This is a genomic window from Methylotuvimicrobium buryatense (assembly GCF_005931095.1).
GTDB lineage: Bacteria > Pseudomonadota > Gammaproteobacteria > Methylococcales > Methylomonadaceae > Methylotuvimicrobium > Methylotuvimicrobium buryatense.
This window is the reverse complement of record NZ_CP035467.1, coordinates 417,465-435,137: the sequence shown is the minus strand read 5'-3', so window position 1 is coordinate 435,137 and position 17,673 is coordinate 417,465. Positions and strand designations below refer to the sequence as shown.

Annotated in this window: 17 protein-coding genes; 11 read left to right on the top strand and 6 right to left on the bottom strand. The window is 51.5% G+C overall.

The window, feature by feature from the left end; translation table 11 throughout:
- Positions 1–411: 411 nt before the first annotated feature.
- The 3 genes from EQU24_RS02055 to EQU24_RS02045 form a co-directional block, all read right to left on the bottom strand.
- Positions 412–2,610 (bottom strand): TonB-dependent receptor family protein, encoded by a 2,199-nt coding sequence (locus EQU24_RS02055; protein ID WP_235726409.1) that lies wholly within the window; start codon positions 2,608–2,610, stop codon positions 412–414.
- Positions 2,611–3,060: 450 nt separating this feature from the next.
- Positions 3,061–4,140: a ferrochelatase gene (gene hemH / locus EQU24_RS02050; protein ID WP_017841097.1), complete on the bottom strand. Its 1,080-nt coding sequence runs from the start codon at positions 4,138–4,140 to the stop codon at positions 3,061–3,063.
- 65 nt (positions 4,141–4,205) lie between these two features.
- Positions 4,206–4,985, bottom strand: a complete 780-nt coding sequence (locus tag EQU24_RS02045) for a pentapeptide repeat-containing protein (protein WP_040575679.1) — start codon at positions 4,983–4,985, stop codon at positions 4,206–4,208.
- A gap of 385 nt (positions 4,986–5,370) precedes the next feature.
- On the opposite strand from EQU24_RS02045, the gene EQU24_RS02040 reads away from it, so the two are divergent.
- Positions 5,371–6,675, top strand: a complete 1,305-nt coding sequence (locus tag EQU24_RS02040; protein WP_017841099.1) for a hypothetical protein — start codon at positions 5,371–5,373, stop codon at positions 6,673–6,675.
- Positions 6,676–6,968: 293 nt separating this feature from the next.
- Here EQU24_RS02040 and rdgB read toward each other — a convergent pair whose 3' ends face one another.
- From rdgB to EQU24_RS02025, 3 genes are all read right to left on the bottom strand, one after another.
- The gene (rdgB, locus tag EQU24_RS02035) at positions 6,969–7,562 is read right to left on the bottom strand and encodes an RdgB/HAM1 family non-canonical purine NTP pyrophosphatase (RefSeq protein ID WP_017841100.1); all 594 of its coding nucleotides are present in this window, start codon (positions 7,560–7,562) and stop codon (positions 6,969–6,971) included.
- Positions 7,563–8,282 carry a ribonuclease PH gene (gene rph / locus EQU24_RS02030; RefSeq protein ID WP_026130216.1) on the bottom strand — a complete coding sequence of 240 codons (720 nt, stop codon included), beginning with the start codon at positions 8,280–8,282 and terminating at the stop codon, positions 7,563–7,565.
- A gap of 72 nt (positions 8,283–8,354) precedes the next feature.
- Positions 8,355–9,254, bottom strand: a complete 900-nt coding sequence (locus EQU24_RS02025) for a serine/threonine protein kinase (protein ID WP_017841102.1) — start codon at positions 9,252–9,254, stop codon at positions 8,355–8,357.
- A gap of 54 nt (positions 9,255–9,308) precedes the next feature.
- On the opposite strand from EQU24_RS02025, the gene EQU24_RS02020 reads away from it, so the two are divergent.
- The 10 genes from EQU24_RS02020 (at position 9,309) to EQU24_RS01975 (ending at position 17,447) form a co-directional block, all read left to right on the top strand.
- Positions 9,309–10,166, top strand: coding sequence for a YicC/YloC family endoribonuclease (locus EQU24_RS02020; RefSeq protein WP_017841103.1), 858 nt, complete (start codon positions 9,309–9,311; stop codon positions 10,164–10,166).
- Between the two features lie 17 nt (positions 10,167–10,183).
- Positions 10,184–10,876, top strand: coding sequence for a beta-ketoacyl synthase chain length factor (locus tag EQU24_RS02015; RefSeq protein WP_017841104.1), 693 nt, complete (start codon positions 10,184–10,186; stop codon positions 10,874–10,876).
- Positions 10,877–10,930: 54 nt separating this feature from the next.
- Entirely contained in the window at positions 10,931–11,194 is a 264-nt protein-coding gene (locus EQU24_RS02010; protein ID WP_017841105.1) for a phosphopantetheine-binding protein, read from the top strand.
- Positions 11,191–11,439 carry an acyl carrier protein gene (locus EQU24_RS02005; RefSeq protein ID WP_017841106.1) on the top strand — a complete coding sequence of 83 codons (249 nt, stop codon included), beginning with the start codon at positions 11,191–11,193 and terminating at the stop codon, positions 11,437–11,439. The genes EQU24_RS02010 and EQU24_RS02005 overlap by 4 nt, the downstream gene beginning before the upstream one ends.
- Positions 11,439–11,990: a COG4648 family protein gene (locus tag EQU24_RS02000; RefSeq protein WP_017841107.1), complete on the top strand. Its 552-nt coding sequence runs from the start codon at positions 11,439–11,441 to the stop codon at positions 11,988–11,990. Before EQU24_RS02005 ends, EQU24_RS02000 begins: the two co-directional genes overlap by 1 nt.
- On the top strand, positions 11,980–13,674 hold the full coding sequence (locus EQU24_RS01995; protein ID WP_017841108.1) for an ApeI family dehydratase: 1,695 nt from the start codon (positions 11,980–11,982) through the stop codon (positions 13,672–13,674). Before EQU24_RS02000 ends, EQU24_RS01995 begins: the two co-directional genes overlap by 11 nt.
- Positions 13,671–14,405 carry a glycosyltransferase family 2 protein gene (locus EQU24_RS01990; RefSeq protein ID WP_017841109.1) on the top strand — a complete coding sequence of 245 codons (735 nt, stop codon included), beginning with the start codon at positions 13,671–13,673 and terminating at the stop codon, positions 14,403–14,405. Before EQU24_RS01995 ends, EQU24_RS01990 begins: the two co-directional genes overlap by 4 nt.
- Positions 14,402–15,325: an LpxL/LpxP family acyltransferase gene (locus tag EQU24_RS01985; RefSeq protein ID WP_017841110.1), complete on the top strand. Its 924-nt coding sequence runs from the start codon at positions 14,402–14,404 to the stop codon at positions 15,323–15,325. The genes EQU24_RS01990 and EQU24_RS01985 overlap by 4 nt, the downstream gene beginning before the upstream one ends.
- Positions 15,318–16,847 carry an HAL/PAL/TAL family ammonia-lyase gene (locus EQU24_RS01980; protein WP_017841111.1) on the top strand — a complete coding sequence of 510 codons (1,530 nt, stop codon included), beginning with the start codon at positions 15,318–15,320 and terminating at the stop codon, positions 16,845–16,847. Before EQU24_RS01985 ends, EQU24_RS01980 begins: the two co-directional genes overlap by 8 nt.
- Before the next feature lie 171 nt (positions 16,848–17,018).
- Positions 17,019–17,447, top strand: a complete 429-nt coding sequence (locus tag EQU24_RS01975) for an acyl-CoA thioesterase (RefSeq protein WP_017841112.1) — start codon at positions 17,019–17,021, stop codon at positions 17,445–17,447.
- Positions 17,448–17,673 lie beyond the last annotated feature (226 nt).

The window sequence follows — 17,673 nt, the reverse complement described above, 5'->3', positions numbered from 1 at the left end:
AAAAGGTACGCGATGCATACCTACCTGGCTATCGAAGCCGCTAACGCTCAAGCAACAATGGCCTTTCTGCTGTTTCCCAAGCTCCTGCTTGGGAAACCAATACGTGAAGCTCTAGCTTCGCGATACCAGTGAAAAAGAAGCTAATATTCTTTCGCTTGCAGCAATTACAGCGAAGAAAAGCCCAATCGCTCCAGTAGGTTTCGGGAAGCCAGTGCTTCCGGCTTTTACTTCCCAAGTTAGGGCTTGGGAAGTAGCGAAATTAAAAGTTTCCGTTAACTTAATGACAGTGACGGCACGGAGCGTGGGAACAATGACAAAGTCATTGTGTTTTCGGCATTAGTTAGGCGGCCTTATCGGCCGTCTTTATCTTACACAGTCAATCTTAGCTGTCGCAACTTTAAAAAATCACCGTTAGAAAGTCCACTTCACACCGCCCATCATTTGAAACCCCTGGCCCGGGTGAATACCATCTACACGGCTGGCTATAAATTTTTTGTCGCTCAGATTATAGCCGTTCATAAATACATTGACGTTTTTGACAACTTGATAATTTGCCGAGACATTGAAAACCGTATAACCGGGAATAATGCCTTCTTGTCCGTTCGCATTCTCTTCTCGGGTATTTTCAATGTCGACATATTGCTGACTAACGCTTTGAATACCAAAACGTATATCTAGACCCCAAGGCGTTTCGACACCGACATTGGCGTTGATTAAATGCTCCGGTGCATAAGGTAAACGATTATCTCTAACGATCCCCGCCCTGGCTTCGTTACTGGCAAAATATGCATCGAGATAGGTGTAAGACGTTGTTAAATAATAATTATAATCGGTACCAAATAATTGATTGGAATCCAAACGAAAACCGGTTTCCACCCCTTGGTGTACAGTTTCGCCGACATTGACAAATCGAGTATCTTCGACCGTTATGTCTTCCACAATTTGATTTTCAAAATCGATTCGGAAATAGGTCATTTCCAGATTAACACCCGGTGTAGGCGAGGTTCGAACACCGGCTTCGTAATTCAAACTTAATTCGGGCTCTACTTGGCTAAGGATATTTTTCGTCGGATCGACGAAATCACCGATTCTGCCTGGCGCGAAACCTCGATGAACCCCGGCAAATAGCGTGGTGTTATCTATGCCATTATAGGTCACGCCAACGCCAGGAAGGGCTTCCGTCCTAACTAAACTTTCCGTGGCTCCGTCGATATTGTTGATATTGTCTTGATAATAATGCTCGACACGAACCCCCGGCGTTACGGTAAAGTCGCCGAGAAAGAAGCGATTTTGTGCGAAAAATGATAGCGCTTGGGTTTCTAATGAATTGTCTTGGTAACGATTTCGTCCGTGATTGTTGTTTTCCCTGCCTTGAGTGGTATCTCTCGGCCCGGCATTACCGACATAACGTTCGCGGTCGGCCCATTCAAAATGCCCGCGTATACCCAGCGTGGTTTCGCTCTGTAGGCCGAATGCGTCATGCATGAACACCAGCTTGGGTTCTATGCCAAACACATTGTAGGTCCTGGGCCGCTGTTCATTCCCGCAGGTCGGCGCCACATCGGCGGAGATCGGTTCGCGTCGATTAGCACAGTTATTCATTTGCGAGGAATCGTTAGCCTGCCGAATCGACTCCCGGAACATATGATTTCCGTAGATATTGGTGCTGAATTGCATCGTATCGGAAATATCGAATTCATAGAGCGCTTGCCCTGCATAACGGCGCACTTCGAAACTATCGTTCCGTAACGGATTGGTGCGCTGGTTGCGTCGGTACATTTCGCTGGTTAGGCCGGCCTCGCCCATATCCGCATCTTCATGAGTCAATATCCCTTTTAGCATCAGACGTTGACGGTCATCGATTTTAATCAAGGCTTTGAGCGCCAAATCATCCACTTCTTGATGTTGGCCACTGCGGTTGCCGTCCGATTCCTGCCGAATGTAATCCAAAGACAGGCCGACATTATCGAGCGTGCCGCCCAATCTTAAGTGAGTATCGTAATAGCCGTTATTGCCGCCGGCCGCCGAAATCGATCCGCCAAACTCCTCAGGAATCGGCGCACTAACAAAATTGACCGCGCCGCCGACAGTTTGCGGCCCGTACATGATTTGTCCGGAACCTTTCAAGACTTCGATACGATCAATACGTTTATTGGTTGGGATGTAGTGATTACTGGGATCGCTATAAGGCGCCAATTGTATCGGCGCACCATCTTCCAGTAATTGCGTGCGAACCGATCGCCTTGGATCCAATCCTCGTATGCCTAAATTAAAACGCCGTCCCAACACGTCCTCGTCAACGATGTGAATACCCGGAATGGTGCGCAATGCATCCTTCGTCGACAATGGACCTTGCCGATCGAGTGTCGTTTTATCGATGACGAAGCCGGAGCCAGGAATATGCTCTAATTGCGAAGGTTCTTCACCGATAATTTCCAGAGGAGGCAGTTTTACGGCCGGTGGACGATCATCTACTTTAGCCGCATTAGCATTCACGGCGGCCAACACGGCTACCGTCATTAAGCACATGCGGAACGGCGCTATTTGGCCTTGCCCGCTACCCGTCGCATTCTGATTAGATTCGATTTTTATTATAGAAGTTAAAGACATTGCGCTACCACTCATAAGCCACTTTTTTGAAAGCGGCCATTTTAGTGAGCGTTATCCCTTTTACCTATAGGAAAAACTCCTGAATTTTTTTGTTGGGGAACTTTTGTGCAGTGAGCGGTTAGCGGTTAGCGGTTAGCGGTTAGCGGTTAGCGGTTAGCGGTTAGCGGTTAGCGGTTAGCGGTTAGCGGTTAGCGGTTAGCGGTTAGCGGTTAGCTGGATTGTGAGGCATGTTATACGCTTGTCTAGCACTATTTTCTACTTCACAGCCATCAAGTTAAGCCATCATAGAAATAAGGAATGTTTGCATTCAGGCTCTAATGTAGCTCAAAAGCTTGCCATCCATGGCACTGGATTCCGCCAGTCCATGGCGGAATGACGGGTTTCCGTTAACTTAATGGCAGTGAACATGTGCTTACTGCTCACTGCTTACCATTAACCGCTAACTAAACCCTAAACCTTCGCCCCCAACGCTTTCGCCAAACGATCGCGCTTCTCTGTATCGTGTTCGATTTCCCAGCCTTGAAGGTGTTGCCGAATCAATTGACCCAGCGCGTCGATATGCCCTGGCTCGGCATTAAGCGCATCAATGTATTCGTAATGATCGCCACCGCTGCTCAAAAAATACGCCCGATTTTCGACGCCGATTTCTTCGATCGTTTCGAGACAATCGGCGGCAAAGCCCGGACAGAAAATTTGAACCGACTTACAGCCTTGTCCCGGCAGAGCCTTCAGCGTCTCGTCGGTATAAGGTTTAAGCCATTCCTCCCGGCCGAAACGAGACTGAAACGTTGTCATGTATTCGTCCGGAGCCAGTTCTAGCGCTTCGGCGATCAATCGAGACGTTTTGTAGCATTCGCAGTGATACGGATCGCCGTTATGTAGATAGCGCAGCGGAATGCCGTGATAAGAAAAAATCAATTTATCGGTACGGCCATGTGCATGCCAATGATGCCGGATATGATCGGCCGCGGCTTGAATGAATGGGTCGAAATCGTGATAGTGATTGATGAAGCGCAATTCCGGCAACCAACGGCGCTTTTTGAATTGATCCGCCAAGGCGTCGAAAGTCGAGGCGGTCGTCGATGCAGAATATTGGGGATATAGCGGTAGCACCAATAATTTTCGGACGCCTTGTTGCAATAGTTTATCCAATACCGATGCGATCGACGGAGTCCCATAGCGCATCGCGAAATCGAGCACCAGATCGCCCCCCCAATCCGTCTGTAGATTTTTTTGCAAGGCTTCGGCTTGATGTCGGGTGTGAAACATCAAGGGCGATCCTTTGTCGGTCCATACCGACTTATAGGATTTTGCCGAACGCCTGGGCCGAATTCGCAGAATGATAAAGTTCAAGACGAACCACCAGATGAACCGGGGAACCTCGACGACCCGAGGGTCGGACAAGAACTCCTTAAGATAAACGCGCAACTCCTTCGCGGTCGGCGCTTTCGGCGTACCGAGATTGGTAATCAAAACACCGACTTTATCGTTTTGTTTATGCGTAAATTCGGGACTGCCTTTAAATTTCATACTTTTTCGCTTTGGAATATTGTTTTATTGAAGTTTGTTAACTCAGCCTTATTGACAAAGCAGAATCAATCGAACAGCGCTTGATCTAAATTTTTACTCTTTTCTAAACCTTTAAGTTCCGCTTTATCTTTAATGCCATGAAATTTCGTGCCGGCAAGGTTGGCTTGTGAAAAATCGGTATCCAGCAGTTTGGCTTCGGACAAATCGGCACCCGACAAATCGGCGCCGGTGAGGTCTGCACCGGCCATGTCGGCGACCATTAAATTAGCGTTTTGCAGATTGGCTCCCTTCAATTTGGCCAAACGCAACATTGCCCGACTCAAATTGGCGCCGGCTAAATTGGCATCGGTCAAATCGGCGCCCTTCAAATTGGCTCTCATCAAACCCATCGGCTGATTTTTCATATCCGCGCCCCAATTGGCTTCTCTCAGATCGGCCCCTTTTAAATTTGCGCCGTCCATCACGGCAATGAAACGGCTGCCTCTTAGATTAGCCTTGCTCAAATTGGCCTTGACTAAACTGACGCCGAACACGCTGCTATTCGAAAGATCGGCGCCGGATAGATTGATGCCGGTCATCACGGTCAAATCCAATACCAAACCGGACAAATTACTATTGCTAAAGTCGGCCTTTCTCAAATCGGCACCCCATAAATCGGCATGGCGAAAATCCAAGCCGGATAAATCGACTCCGCGTAAGTCCTTCCGGCGCAAATCGGCCGGTTTCTCTTTTGTGGCCGTGCTTAGCAATTGTTCGATTTGCGCACGGTCGAGATCGGCCGCTAGCGTCGAGGAAGTATTGAGTGCCAATAAAAACAACGAGGTAAATAGGGTAGGTATTTTCATCGTATCATCTCCTAATGCGTTGGCTTGATCAAAACGCATTATATACTCTGAGCAAGGGCATGTTCCGTTTTCTAAAGCGCCCATTACAAACGAAATGCTTTGTTTCTGACGTTCCGATATTTCTGAGTTAAACTACACCTTTAGAACTTCAAATTTCGGCAGTGCCTAAAGAGGCGCCGGGGTGCTAGGTCGATTTTTGCTCCTGCAAAATCGACATTCACGCCATCCATGGCGCAAGCAAAGGCTATGCCAGCATGGATCTGGCATAGATCCTACATGGACGTATTCAGGGCGTCCTTTGACGGGCACCCCGGTGCCGATTTTTGATTTACGATGAGTATAATCTCCTTTTCTACTCTCCCTGCATTTGTCTCAAAACGCACTCATGACTTCTTGTAACGATCCGGCATGCGCCAAAAAAGTCGAATTACTAAATAGCGAATGCCGCTGCGTGTCGCTCGACCGTCATGCTTTGCGGGATGAATTGCTGGCTCTTAACGACCTCAATCTATTCCGCATGCTCACCGAGGAGCGGCCACATTTATTCGCGGAATCGGCCGTGTTTGTCGATGAGCCCTGCTTACGGCGGCAATGGGAGATTATCGCGGCATTGGAAAAAGTGATCGATTTACCGGCTTATCAACAGCGGGTATTGGCTTATGCGCCTGAAACCGCCCTTTTTACGCCGAAAGCCCGAGGCGTTTTTTTGGGTTACGATTTTCATATTGGGCCCAGCGGGCCGCAATTAATCGAAATCAATACGAATGCCGGCGGCGCCCTGGTCAATGCGATCCTGGCACGCGCCCAAATCGCTTGTTGCGATCAGGCAGGCGACAGGCGTCCGGGTCAATTGCCCGGGGTTGAAATACAACAATCGCTTGAACAAGTTTTCATCGATATGTTCCTCGAAGAATGGCGGCAGGAGCGGGGCGAGCAGACATTAAAAACGGTTGCCATCGTCGATGAGCAACCGGCCGAGCAATATATGTATCCGGAGTTTTTACTATTCGAAAAACTCTTCGAGCGGCACGGTATCGAAGCGGTCATTTGCGATCCGTCGGAGTTGACCTTCAGCAACGGCAAGCTGTTATGTCGAGAGCTTCACATCGACCTCGTTTATAACCGTCTGACCGATTTCAGTTTGGAAGAAATTGCCTCGCAAGCTTTGCGCAATGCCTATTTAGACAATGCCGTAGTCGTGACGCCTTATCCCAGAAATCACGCATTATATGCCGATAAACGCAATTTGGCCGTGTTAACCGACACAGCGGCTTTAGAAGAAATCGGCGTGGATGCTGCCACTCGCGAGATTTTGCTGTCCGGAATTGCGCAAACCGTCGTTGTGCGAGAACAAGACGCGGAAAAACTTTGGTCCGACCGAAAACGTTTATTTTTCAAACCGGCCAAAGGTTACGGCAGTAAGGCTGCTTATCGCGGCGATAAACTCACTCGGCGAGTATTCGGAGAAATCCTACAAGGCGATTATGTCGCGCAACAATGGGTAGCGCCAAGCGAAAGGCACTTGGAAGTCGACGACACGGTGATGGGTTTTAAATTGGATTTGCGTAATTATGTTTACAACGGTCAAGTGCAGTTAGTCAGCGCAAGATTGTATCAAGGCCAAACGACTAACTTCCGTACACCCGGCGGAGGATTCGCGCAGGTTGCCGTCGTCGATCCGGGCGGATAGCGCTCGACTTTAAGGCTACTCACTTAACGCGGAACAGTTTAAGGTCAATCCGTTCGTGGCGAGCCCTTCGGCTGCGCTCAGGGCGAACGGTTATACCTTTCGCACTTCAAATTTCGGCGATGCTTAAGGAGGCGCCGGGGTGCTCGGCAAAGGCTTTGCCAGCATGGATGCTGGCATAGAGCCTACATGGACGTATTCACGGCGTCCTTTGACGGGCACCCCGGTGCCGAATTTTGATCTACGATGGGTATAATTCTTAGTGCTTTTGTCCCGCCTTAAGTGGGAAGCCGACTTTAAAGAGCCGATGCCAAAATGCTTAGCGCCTTGCCTCGATGACTGATCGCATTTTTGACTTCAGACGCTAACTGCGCCGAAGCGCATTCGTACTCGGGTACCCAAAATACAGGATCGTAACCGAAACCGTTGTCTCCGACCGGCTCATCCAAGATACGGCCTTCCCAAATCCCTTGCGCGATGACGGGACAGGGATCTTCGGCATGCTCGATGAACACGATCACGCAGATGAAGCGCGCGGTTCGCTGTTCAAACGGCACGCCGGCCAATTCCTTCAACAACTTATCGACATTATCTTGATCGTTGGCATCCGAACCCGCATAACGCGCCGAGATCACTCCCGGAGCGCCGTGCAAATAATCCACCGCCAACCCGGAATCGTCGGCGATTGCAGGCAATCCCGAATGGAATGCCGCATTACGAGCTTTCAAGAGCGCGTTTTCGACGAAGGTCTTGCCGGTTTCATCGGCTTCCGCGATTTGAAATTGCGACTGCGGCACAATCGGATGGCCGGCCAAAATCGCCTGAATTTCCCGGATCTTACCGGGATTACCGCTGGCCAGAACGATCGGTTGGGATGGATTCGATAACATTTAAAAGTTTTCCAGGGCTTTGGCTTGTTTTTCCAGCAATTGTTTGATGCCATGCTCGGCCAGGCTCAGCATCGCATCGAGCTCGTCCTTACGAAACGCGTGACCTTCTGCAGTACCTTGCACTTCAATGAATGCCGAAGCGTCATTCATGACGACATTCATGTCGGTTTCGGCATTGCTGTCTTCGGCATAATCCAAGTCCAAAACCGGCACGCCTTTGAAAATCCCGACTGAAACCGATGCGACTTGACCGTGCAGCGGGTTTTTCTTGATTTGTTTTTTAGCGAGCATTTTTTGTACCGCCAACGACAAGGCAACAAAGCCGCCGGTGATCGATGCCGTTCGCGTTCCGCCATCGGCTTGCAGCACATCGCAGTCGATCGTGATGGTGTTTTCACCCAGCGCCTTCATATCGACCGCGGCTCTCAGCGAGCGCCCGATCAAACGTTGAATTTCCTGAGTACGTCCGCCTTGTTTGCCGCGACTCGCTTCGCGCCCCATTCGGTCGTGCGTGGATCGGGGCAACATGCCGTATTCGGCGGTAATCCAGCCTTCGCCCTTACCCTTGAGAAATCGCGGCACGTTAGTCTCGACACTGGCCGTGCATAATACACGCGTGTCGCCAAACTCTACCAGCACGGAACCTTCCGCATGCTTGGTGTATCCACAGGTAAACTTAATCTCTCTCAATTGCTCAGGGTTGCGTCCGCTTGGTCTCATAGTGTTACTCATGATTTAAATAGCGAAACAGTATAACCGAAAGCATCCACTTTAAAGAGGGCTTTTGAGCATTCAACTCGCGGTCAGCTCTTTTAGATAATCGGCCACCGATTGCGGACGATCGGACGGCTTAACCGCCATCGCCCAATCGATAGCCGCCAACAGTTTTTTGGAATATTTTTTTTTGTGCGCCTTCACGGCAGGAGTCAGCGAGTCATTCTGAGCGCGCTCAGTTGCTTGAGGCGGCGACTTATAGTCGAGGCAAGCCCGCATGCTCGCGCCGATCGCATACAGATCGGTCCAAGGCCCGAGCGGTTTATTGCTTAAATATTGCTCGACTGGAGAAAACCCGTTAGTCAATACCTTGCTTTGTTTGTGCCGAGCCGGATTAGGAAAAGTTTGAATCGCGCCGAAATCCAGTAATACAGGATCGTTTCCGGGCCGAATTAAAATATTGGCCGGCTTAATATCCAAATGCACGAGATTATGCTGATGAATAAACCCAACGCCATCTAAGAGTGCAACGAAAACTTGCACTAAAAACTCCTCGCTAATATCCAGCAATCTTTTTTGCAGGATTTTTTCCAAGGTAAGCCCGTAGTCGTAAGTCATCACCATATACACTGTCGAATTTTCTTGAAAAAAATTGATGACTTCAACAATATTCGGGTGTTTTAACTTCGCCAATACCATCGCTTCTTCGAAAAATAGCGCCCTACCTCGCTTAAACAAAGCTTTGGTTTCCTCGCTGTTAGCCACGACTTGATTATTCCAGGTTCTATGAGCTAGTTTTCTAGGCAGATACTCCTTGATCGCGAATTGAACCTGATCCAATCGCCGGCGGGCCAAGTAAACGGAACTAAAGCCGCCGCGCGCCAATTCCCGCTCGATCATATAGTCGTCTATAATGGTGCCGGATTGGAGATAATTCCATTGCTTAGGATAGTTATCCGGATCGTAGTATTCAGCCACTGAGTCGCGTCATTGGGTTAATTCGTGTAAAAACACGGCAATTATAGGTGAAAAATGATCAGAAGTATGACGGCATTTGCCGGAGATGAGGCAGTCATCGAAAATTTAACCGTTCTTTGCGAACTGCGTTCGGTTAATCATCGCTATTGCGACATCACTGTCAAGCTACCCGAGCGTCTACGTTTTGCCGAAGCGCCGATACGTAGCGCGATTGCCGCAAAAATCAAACGCGGCAAAGTAGAATGCGCATTAAATTATAAAAAGCTTTCGCAAAACTTTAACGTCGACCTACAGGCGGCTGAAGCACTTTTAAACGCAGCCCGCGCTATCGAATCTCTAATGCCCGAGCACCGAACTTTTTCGGCTCTCGACATTTTAGCTTATCCCGGCATTCAACAAGAAATCGGCACCGATAACGCCGCACTCAGCCAAGGTATTTTTGATTTAGTCGACCGAACTCTCGATCAAATGCTCGAGGTCAGAAACAGGGAAGGCGAGCAATTGGCAAGTATCATTGATGAACGTTGCCGAAAGATGCACGAATTAGTCATTGCAGCACGCAACAGAATGCCTGAAGTATTGAGTCATCTGCGGGAAAAACTGAAACTACGAATTCACGATTTAGTTATCGAACCCGATTTCGACCGACTGGAACAGGAATTAGTATTTTTGACCCAAAAACTGGATGTCGAAGAAGAATTAGACCGTCTCGAAACTCATGTCAACGAGGTGTTACGAACCCTAAAAGACCAAGAGCCTGTCGGCCGCAGACTGGATTTTTTAATGCAAGAAATGAACCGCGAAGCCAATACCTTAGGCTCTAAGTCCGCCGATAAGGAAATGACCGGCATTGCGATAGACTTGAAAGTGTTAATCGAACAAATGCGCGAACAAATTCAGAATATCGAGTGAATCTAAAGAGAGCTCGAATGCAATCGGATTTCATCTTATCCAAATGGTCGGTTTGGCCGCCTTTGCCTCTCCAACCGGCCAACCCCGCCCAATGGCTTGCCAACGTTCCGCCGATGCTGAAAAGGCGCTTGACACCGCTGGCCAAGACCGTATTCTGTGCCGTTGCTCAATGTCTTGACGAAGACGTTATGGTGCCTGCAGTATTCAGTTCCGCTCACGGAGAATTGACTAAATCCTTGTCGATGATGGAAATGCTCGAAGCCGGCGAGGAAATTTCGCCGACCGGGTTTAGCCTGTCGGTTCACAATGCCATTGCCGGTTTATTTTCGATGGCCTGGAAAAACAAACTTCAATGCACCGTACTCGCCCCCGGAGAGGAAGGCATGGCGCCGGCATTTATTGAAGGATTAGGTTTGCTTCAGGAAGGCGCGGAACGGGTGTTGCTGGTGTTTTACGATGAGCCGTTGCCAGCCTTTTATCCTTCTTCCCCTTATCGCTTGTCTTCGGATACGAGTTGCGCGCTGGCATTGATGATTGCAAAAAGCGGCGCGGGACAAGCGCTGACAGTGTCTTCTTCAGCATCAACCGGAAATGACGGCGAACAACCGGTACAATTGCCGGCCTTTATTCGCTTTTTGACCGAGCCGCAGACTCGGCTGACCTTCTGCATGCCGCGCCGGAATTGGAGTTGGGAAAAACGTCCCGACTAAGCGAAGCCTGAATTTCGGCGGCGACCGCTATTGATATAATTTTTAGAGAAATGTATGAGCAGTTTGGAAAATGAATTAAAAAAATTGATTATCGAGTCGCTCGATTTGGAGGATATCGGCGTTGACGATATCGATAGTCACGAAGCCCTGTTTAACGAAGGCTTAGGGCTGGACTCGATCGACGCTTTGGAACTGGGACTCGCGATCCGAAAGAAATACAATATCCGGATCGATTCGGAAAAAGACGACGTGGTAAATATTTTCGCCTCAGTTGCCGCGCTGGCTGAATTCATTGATTCCGAGCAGAGGGCAGCATGAACGATCGCGATGACATTCTGCAAATGATCAGGGACATCATGCAGGAGATGTTCGAGATAGACGCGGACGACGTGACGCCGGAAGCCCGTCTTTATGAAGACCTCGATTTCGACAGCATCGATGCGGTCGACATGATCGTCAAACTGAAGGAACTGACCGGGAAGGCGGTGAAGCCGGAAGATTTCAAGAACGCACGCACCGTAGGCGATGTCGTCGAAGCCGTCGATAAACTCATCAATACCTGATGCGCAAATGGCTTAACGGCGTCATCGCTGTCTTGACGCTGTTATATCCGCTGGCCGTTTATTTCGGCATTCGATCGGTGCAGCCCTGGCAAATTGCCATGGCCTTGGCCTCGCTGTTGCTCGTGCGCTTGGTTTGCGGACGAACTACCGGAGCGGCCAATCAAGGCTTGATCATCGCCGCGCTGCTGTTTTGCGGCCTGGCCGTCTGGAATAACAACGAAATCACGCTGCGTTTTTATCCTGCTTTGATGAATCTGGGCTTGCTACTGGTGTTTGCGTCGAGCCTGTATTTTCCGCCGCCGGTGATCGAACGGCTGGCGCGTCTTCAGCATCCCGATTTGCCGCCGCAAGGCGTGCTTTACACCAGACGAGTCACCCAAGTCTGGTGCGTGTTTTTTTTGCTGAACGGCCTGATCGCCGCCGCGACCGCGCTCTGGTGCAGTTTTGCCTGCTGGAGCCTGTATAATGGCCTGCTGGCTTATGCATTGATGGGTTTATTGATGGTGATCGAATATTGGGTGCGAATCAGGACGCAGGATCATGTGCGCTGAACCGATTCCGCTGAGCCGCTGCGCATTACCCGCGCACCCCGAACGGACTGTTGCCGTGCATACCGGGCAAATGTTGGACCGGCAACGCTTCTGCGCCGATGTCGCGGCCGTGGCCTCGGCATTACAGCATCAGGCACAGCCTTGCTATGCCCTGTATCATGAAGACTGCTATCCGTTCGCGGTACTGCTGTTTGCCTTGTGGCATGCCGGCAAAAAGGTCGTCATTCCCGGCAATAACTGTCCCGCGACCGCCGATGAACTGGCCGGGCAGGGCTGCGCATTGATCGGCGCCTGGCATGGGCGCGAATCGATATTGGCCAGCCCTGCCGAAGTAAATATCGAATTGCATGCGCTAAACCCGGCCGATACGTCTGTGACTCTTTTTACTTCCGGCTCGAACGGCAGACCTAAGGCCATCGTCAAGACCTTGCCGCAATTGCAACGCGAGGTCGATGCCCTGGAAGCCCAGTGGGGCCTATTGTTGGGAGTGTCGGCGGCGGCCGCGACCGTCAGTCATCAGCATATTTACGGATTGTTGTTCAGATTGTTATGGCCGCTGGCGTCGGGGCGCTGTTTTCACAGCCAGCTATTTTTGAGTCCAGAGCCGATGTTGAAAGCCTTGGCCGGCCAGCCCGCCTATTGGGTCGCAAGCCCCGCGCAATTGAAAAGACTCGATGAACTGACCGATTGGGCTCAAATAGCCAAGTTCAGCGCCATTTTTAGTTCGGGCGGGCCGCTTCCGCCCGATGCCGCAGCGCAAATCGAGCGGCTTTGCGGGCAGAGGGTCATCGAAGTCTACGGCAGCTCCGAAACCGGCGGCATTGCGTGGCGCCGCTCCGCTCAAGATACGCGATGGACGCCCTTTGCCGGTATCGGACTCAGTCGGAGCGAGGATGGCCGCTGTTTGCTGACATCACCGTACTTGCCCGACGCTAGCGCCTACCCGATGGATGACCGGATTGAGCTGCACAACGACGGACGCTTTAGCTTGTTGGGCCGGCTCGACCGCATCGTCAAGGTGGAGGAAAAACGCTTATCGTTGGATGCATTGGAAAACGCCTTGAGTCAATCCGATTGGGTCGAACAGTCGCATTGTTTGCTGCTCAGCAACCGGCGGGACCGTGTGGCAGCCGCTATCGTGCTGACTGAAAGCGGCTTGGCGGCTTTACGCTACCAAGGCCGCGCGGCCATATTCAAGTCATTACGGCGCCAATTGCAACGGGCTTTCGAATCGGTGGTGTTACCGCGCAAATGGCTGTTCTTCGACAGCTTGCCGATGACCCGACAGGGTAAACTCGATCATGCCTTACTTCGGCAATTGTTCGCGTTGGACTCGGCCAAATATCCGCAATTGCTATACTGCCGGATCGCGATCAACAGCGCCGAACTGGAGTTTCGCATTCAACCCGAACTGGTCTATTTCAACGGCCATTTTCCGGGCATGCCGATTCTGCCGGGCGTGACGCAATTGGCTTGGGCCGAACATTACGGCAAATTGTTTTTTTCGATCGAACAGCCTTTTCTGACGATGGAAGCGGTCAAATTTAAAAAAATCATTCTACCGGATGCCTTAATCAAGATGGCGCTGGAATGGCGAGACGAGGCCGGCAAGCTCTATTTCGATCTGAGTTCGGTCAGCGAATCGCACAGTTCCGGACGAATGTTGTACGGAGCACGCCCATGAAGGCTTGCGTCATTATCCCGGTTTACAATCACGAAGACGCGGTCGGCACGGTCGTCGAACAATTGAAACCCTACGGCCTGCCTTGCTATTTGATCAACGATGGCAGCGCGCCGTCCTGCAGTTCGGTGTTGAAGCGATTGGCCGAACGTGAACAGGATTGGGTCGTGTTATACGAACGCGCAGAAAACGGCGGCAAAGGCGCGGCGGTCATCGACGGTTTGCGCCTAGCGATAGCCGATGGCTTCAGCCATGCGCTGCAGGTCGATGCCGACGGACAGCACCGGCTCGAGGACATCGATCGCCTGCTTAAGGCGACCGAACGACACCCAAACCGGCTGATTCTCGGCAAGCCTCGTTTCGATGACACCGTGCCCAAGGGGCGCTTGTACGGGCGTCAATTCACGAACCTGTGGATTTGGATCAATACGCTGTCGTTTTCGATCGCCGACGGCATGTGCGGTTTTCGCTGCTATCCGCTCGTAGCGGTCGATCCCTTGCTGAAATCGACCCGAATGGGCCTGCGCATGGACTTCGACATCGAAATCGCCGTGCGCCTTTATTGGCAAGGCGTCGATGTGGTCAATGTCGAAACCGAAGTGCGTTACCCGCTGGACGGCATATCGCATTTCGACATGTTGCGCGATAACCTGTTGATTTCGAGAAAACATGCGCATTTGTTTTTCGGCATGTTAGTGCGCTTGCCGCGCTTGCTGATGAGGCATTGGCGATGAAACATTGGGCCAACATGGAAGAACGCGGCGTCATCTGGGGCATGCAATTGCTGCTCAAGGTCTATCTGTTGTTCGGACGCAGGGTATTGCAAGTGTTTTTATATCCGGTAGTCAGTTATTACTGGCTAATCAACGGCAAGGCACGCGCTGCCAGCATCGATTATTTGCGGCGCGTGTCGGCGTTTTGGCCTGCGGGAACGATCCGAACCGAGCGCTACGGCAGTTATCTGCATTTCATCGCTTTCGCGAATGCGATCATCGATAAACTGGCGGCCTGGAGCGGCGCGATCTCGTTGAACGATGTCGAATACCATGGCCGAGACGCTATCGTCAGCCATCTCGAACACGGGCAAGGTGTTTTGATCCTGGGCTCTCACCTGGGCAACATGGAAGTGTGCCGGGTCATCGCGAAGCTGCGCAAAAACTTAACGGTCAATGTTTTGGTGCACACCAAGCATGCCGAAAAATTCAATGCACTGCTAAACCGTTATGCCGAATCCGGGCGCATGAATCTAGTTCAAGTCACCGAAATGAACGCCGCGACGGCAATGCTGCTGCAAGACAAAATCGAAGCCGGCGAACTGGTCGTGATCGCAGCCGACAGAATTCCGGTCACAGGCCAAGGGCGTGTCGCCAAGGCGCGCTTTCTCGGCGCAACGGCGCTGTTTCCGCAAGGACCGTATATTTTGGCGTCGCTGCTGAAATGTCCGGTCTATACCTTGTTTTGCTTAAAACGACTCGACAAACAAATTATTTATTTCGATCATTTCAGCGACGGATTGAACCTACCCAGAAAACAGCGCGACGAGCGTGTTCAGCACTATGCTCAGAGCTATGCCGACCGCTTGCAGCACTATTGTCAGCTGGAGCCGCTGCAATGGTTCAATTTTTACGATTTTTGGCAAGATGGAAATGACTAAATCAAGGGTAATCGTCGACGGACAAGACTTGACGATCGAAGACATTGCCGCGCTTGCGAACCGCTCGCATCGACTCGAATTGAGCGATGCGCCGGCCTTTGTTGCGCGGATCGACAAGGGCGCTGAATTCATCGAAACCTTGCTGCGGGAAGAAGGCTTTGTCTACGGCGTCACGACCGGTTACGGCGACTCCTGCACCGTGTCGATCCCGCTGGACAAAACCGGCGACTTGTCACGCCATCTTTATACTTTCCACGGCTGCGGTCTCGGCGCGCATTTCGACGAACAACAAACCCGCGCGATTATGGCAGTGCGCCTGAACAGTTTGGCGCGCGGCTTTTCCGGCGTTCGTTACCGCTTGCTGCAACAAATTGCCGAATTACTGAAACATGATGTGCTGCCGTTGATTCCGCAGGAAGGCTCGGTCGGCGCCAGCGGCGATTTGACTCCGCTGTCTTATCTCGCGGCGGTGCTAGCCGGCGAGCGCGAAGTGCTCTATCGCGGCGAGAAGCAGGACGCCGCGAAAGTGCTGGCGACATTGGGCATCGCTCCGTTGACGCTGAAACCGAAGGAAGGCCTTGCGATCATGAACGGTACCGCGGCGATGACGGCAGTAGCCTGTCTGGCCTATCAACGCGCGGCTTATCTGTCGCAATTGTGTACGCGCATCACCGCGCTGGCTTCGGTCGCGCTGAACGGCAATGCCTATCATTTCGACGAAAAACTGTTTTCGGTCAAGCCGCATACAGGGCAAATCCGGGTCGCCGCGCGCATCCGAGACGACCTACATGTCACCGAACAGACGCCGCGCAACGATACGCGCCTGCAGGACCGCTATTCGCTGCGCTGCGCGCCTCATGTGATCGGCGTGCTCGAAGACGCGCTGCCGTGGCTGCGGCAATTCATCGAAAACGAATTGAACAGCGCTAACGACAATCCGATTATCGACGCCGAAGGCGAGCATGTATTGCACGGCGGACATTTTTACGGCGGCCATATCGCGTTCGCGATGGACAGCCTGAAAACGGCGGTCGCGAATCTGGCCGATCTGATGGACCGGCAGATGGCGCAATTGATGGACACCAAGTTCAATCACGGCTTGCCGGCCAATTTATCCGGCGCGAGAGGCGACGAGGCGATGCTGAATCACGGTTTCAAAGCCTTACAAATCGCCGTGTCGGCCTGGACCGCCGAAGCGCTTAAATTGACGATGCCGGCCAGCGTGTTTTCGCGTTCGACCGAATGCCACAATCAAGACAAAGTCAGCATGGGCACGATTGCCGCGAGAGACTGCGTGCGCATCATCGAATTGACCGAGCAGGTCGCGGCGGCCGTTTTGATCGCGGTCGTGCAGGGCGTCGAATTGCGTGGGGGACGGTCGGGTTTGAGCGCAGGCCTCAAGCATACGCTGCAACAGGTGAGGGCCAAGATCGGCTTTCTCGACGCCGACCGGGCATTGGAGCGGGAATTGCGCCTCTGCTTGCAACTGATCCGCGACCGGCATTGGAATCTATATGACTAAGAAAGATGCACAAAATAACTGCTACCAGTAGTCGGCTTTGCAGCGATTCGGTGACTCGCTTGACAGGACGCCGTGAATACGTCCATGTAGGCTTGACGGCGGCTATCCCTGCCGCCGACACCTGTCAATCGAGCCACCGAACCCCCTTCCAACAATTGTCGAAGTTATTTCATGCTCGTTCCTAAGGCCATCGTCTCCTGCGAAGTCGAAATCGAAGTGCCGTTTTTCGATGTCGATCTGATGGAAATCGTCTGGCACGGCCATTATCTGAAATATTTCGAAATCGCCCGCTGCGCTCTGCTCGACAAGATTGGCTACGGTTACATGCAAATGCGCGAATCCGGCTATGCCTGGCCGGTCGTCGATGTGCGCGTCCGCTATGCGAAGCCTGCGAAATTCCGCCAAAAAATCATCGTGCATGCCGAATTGACCGAGTGGGAAAACCGCATGAAAATCAATTACCTGATTCTCGATAAACAAACCGGCGCGCGCTTGACGCGCGGTTATACCTATCAAGTCGCGGTCGAGATCGCCACAGGAGAAATGTGTTACGAGTCACCGCCGGTTTTGTTTGAAAAATTGGGGCTATCTGATTTCTGAAGTTTTTATACCCTTTGCTAGTCAACTTTCGGGCCAGGTTGCCCCGTCAAAGGTCTAGCACCTAAATTATCCAAGATAGTTAACCATAGCCAATGGGCTATGAAATTCTGGTGCTGGATTAATACGTCCATGTAGGCTTGACGGCGGAATCTGATTGCCATGGATGGAGTGTAGTAGAGCAATGCAAGAGCAATTGCTGAGAAGCAAAAATCTGCCCTGCCGCCGG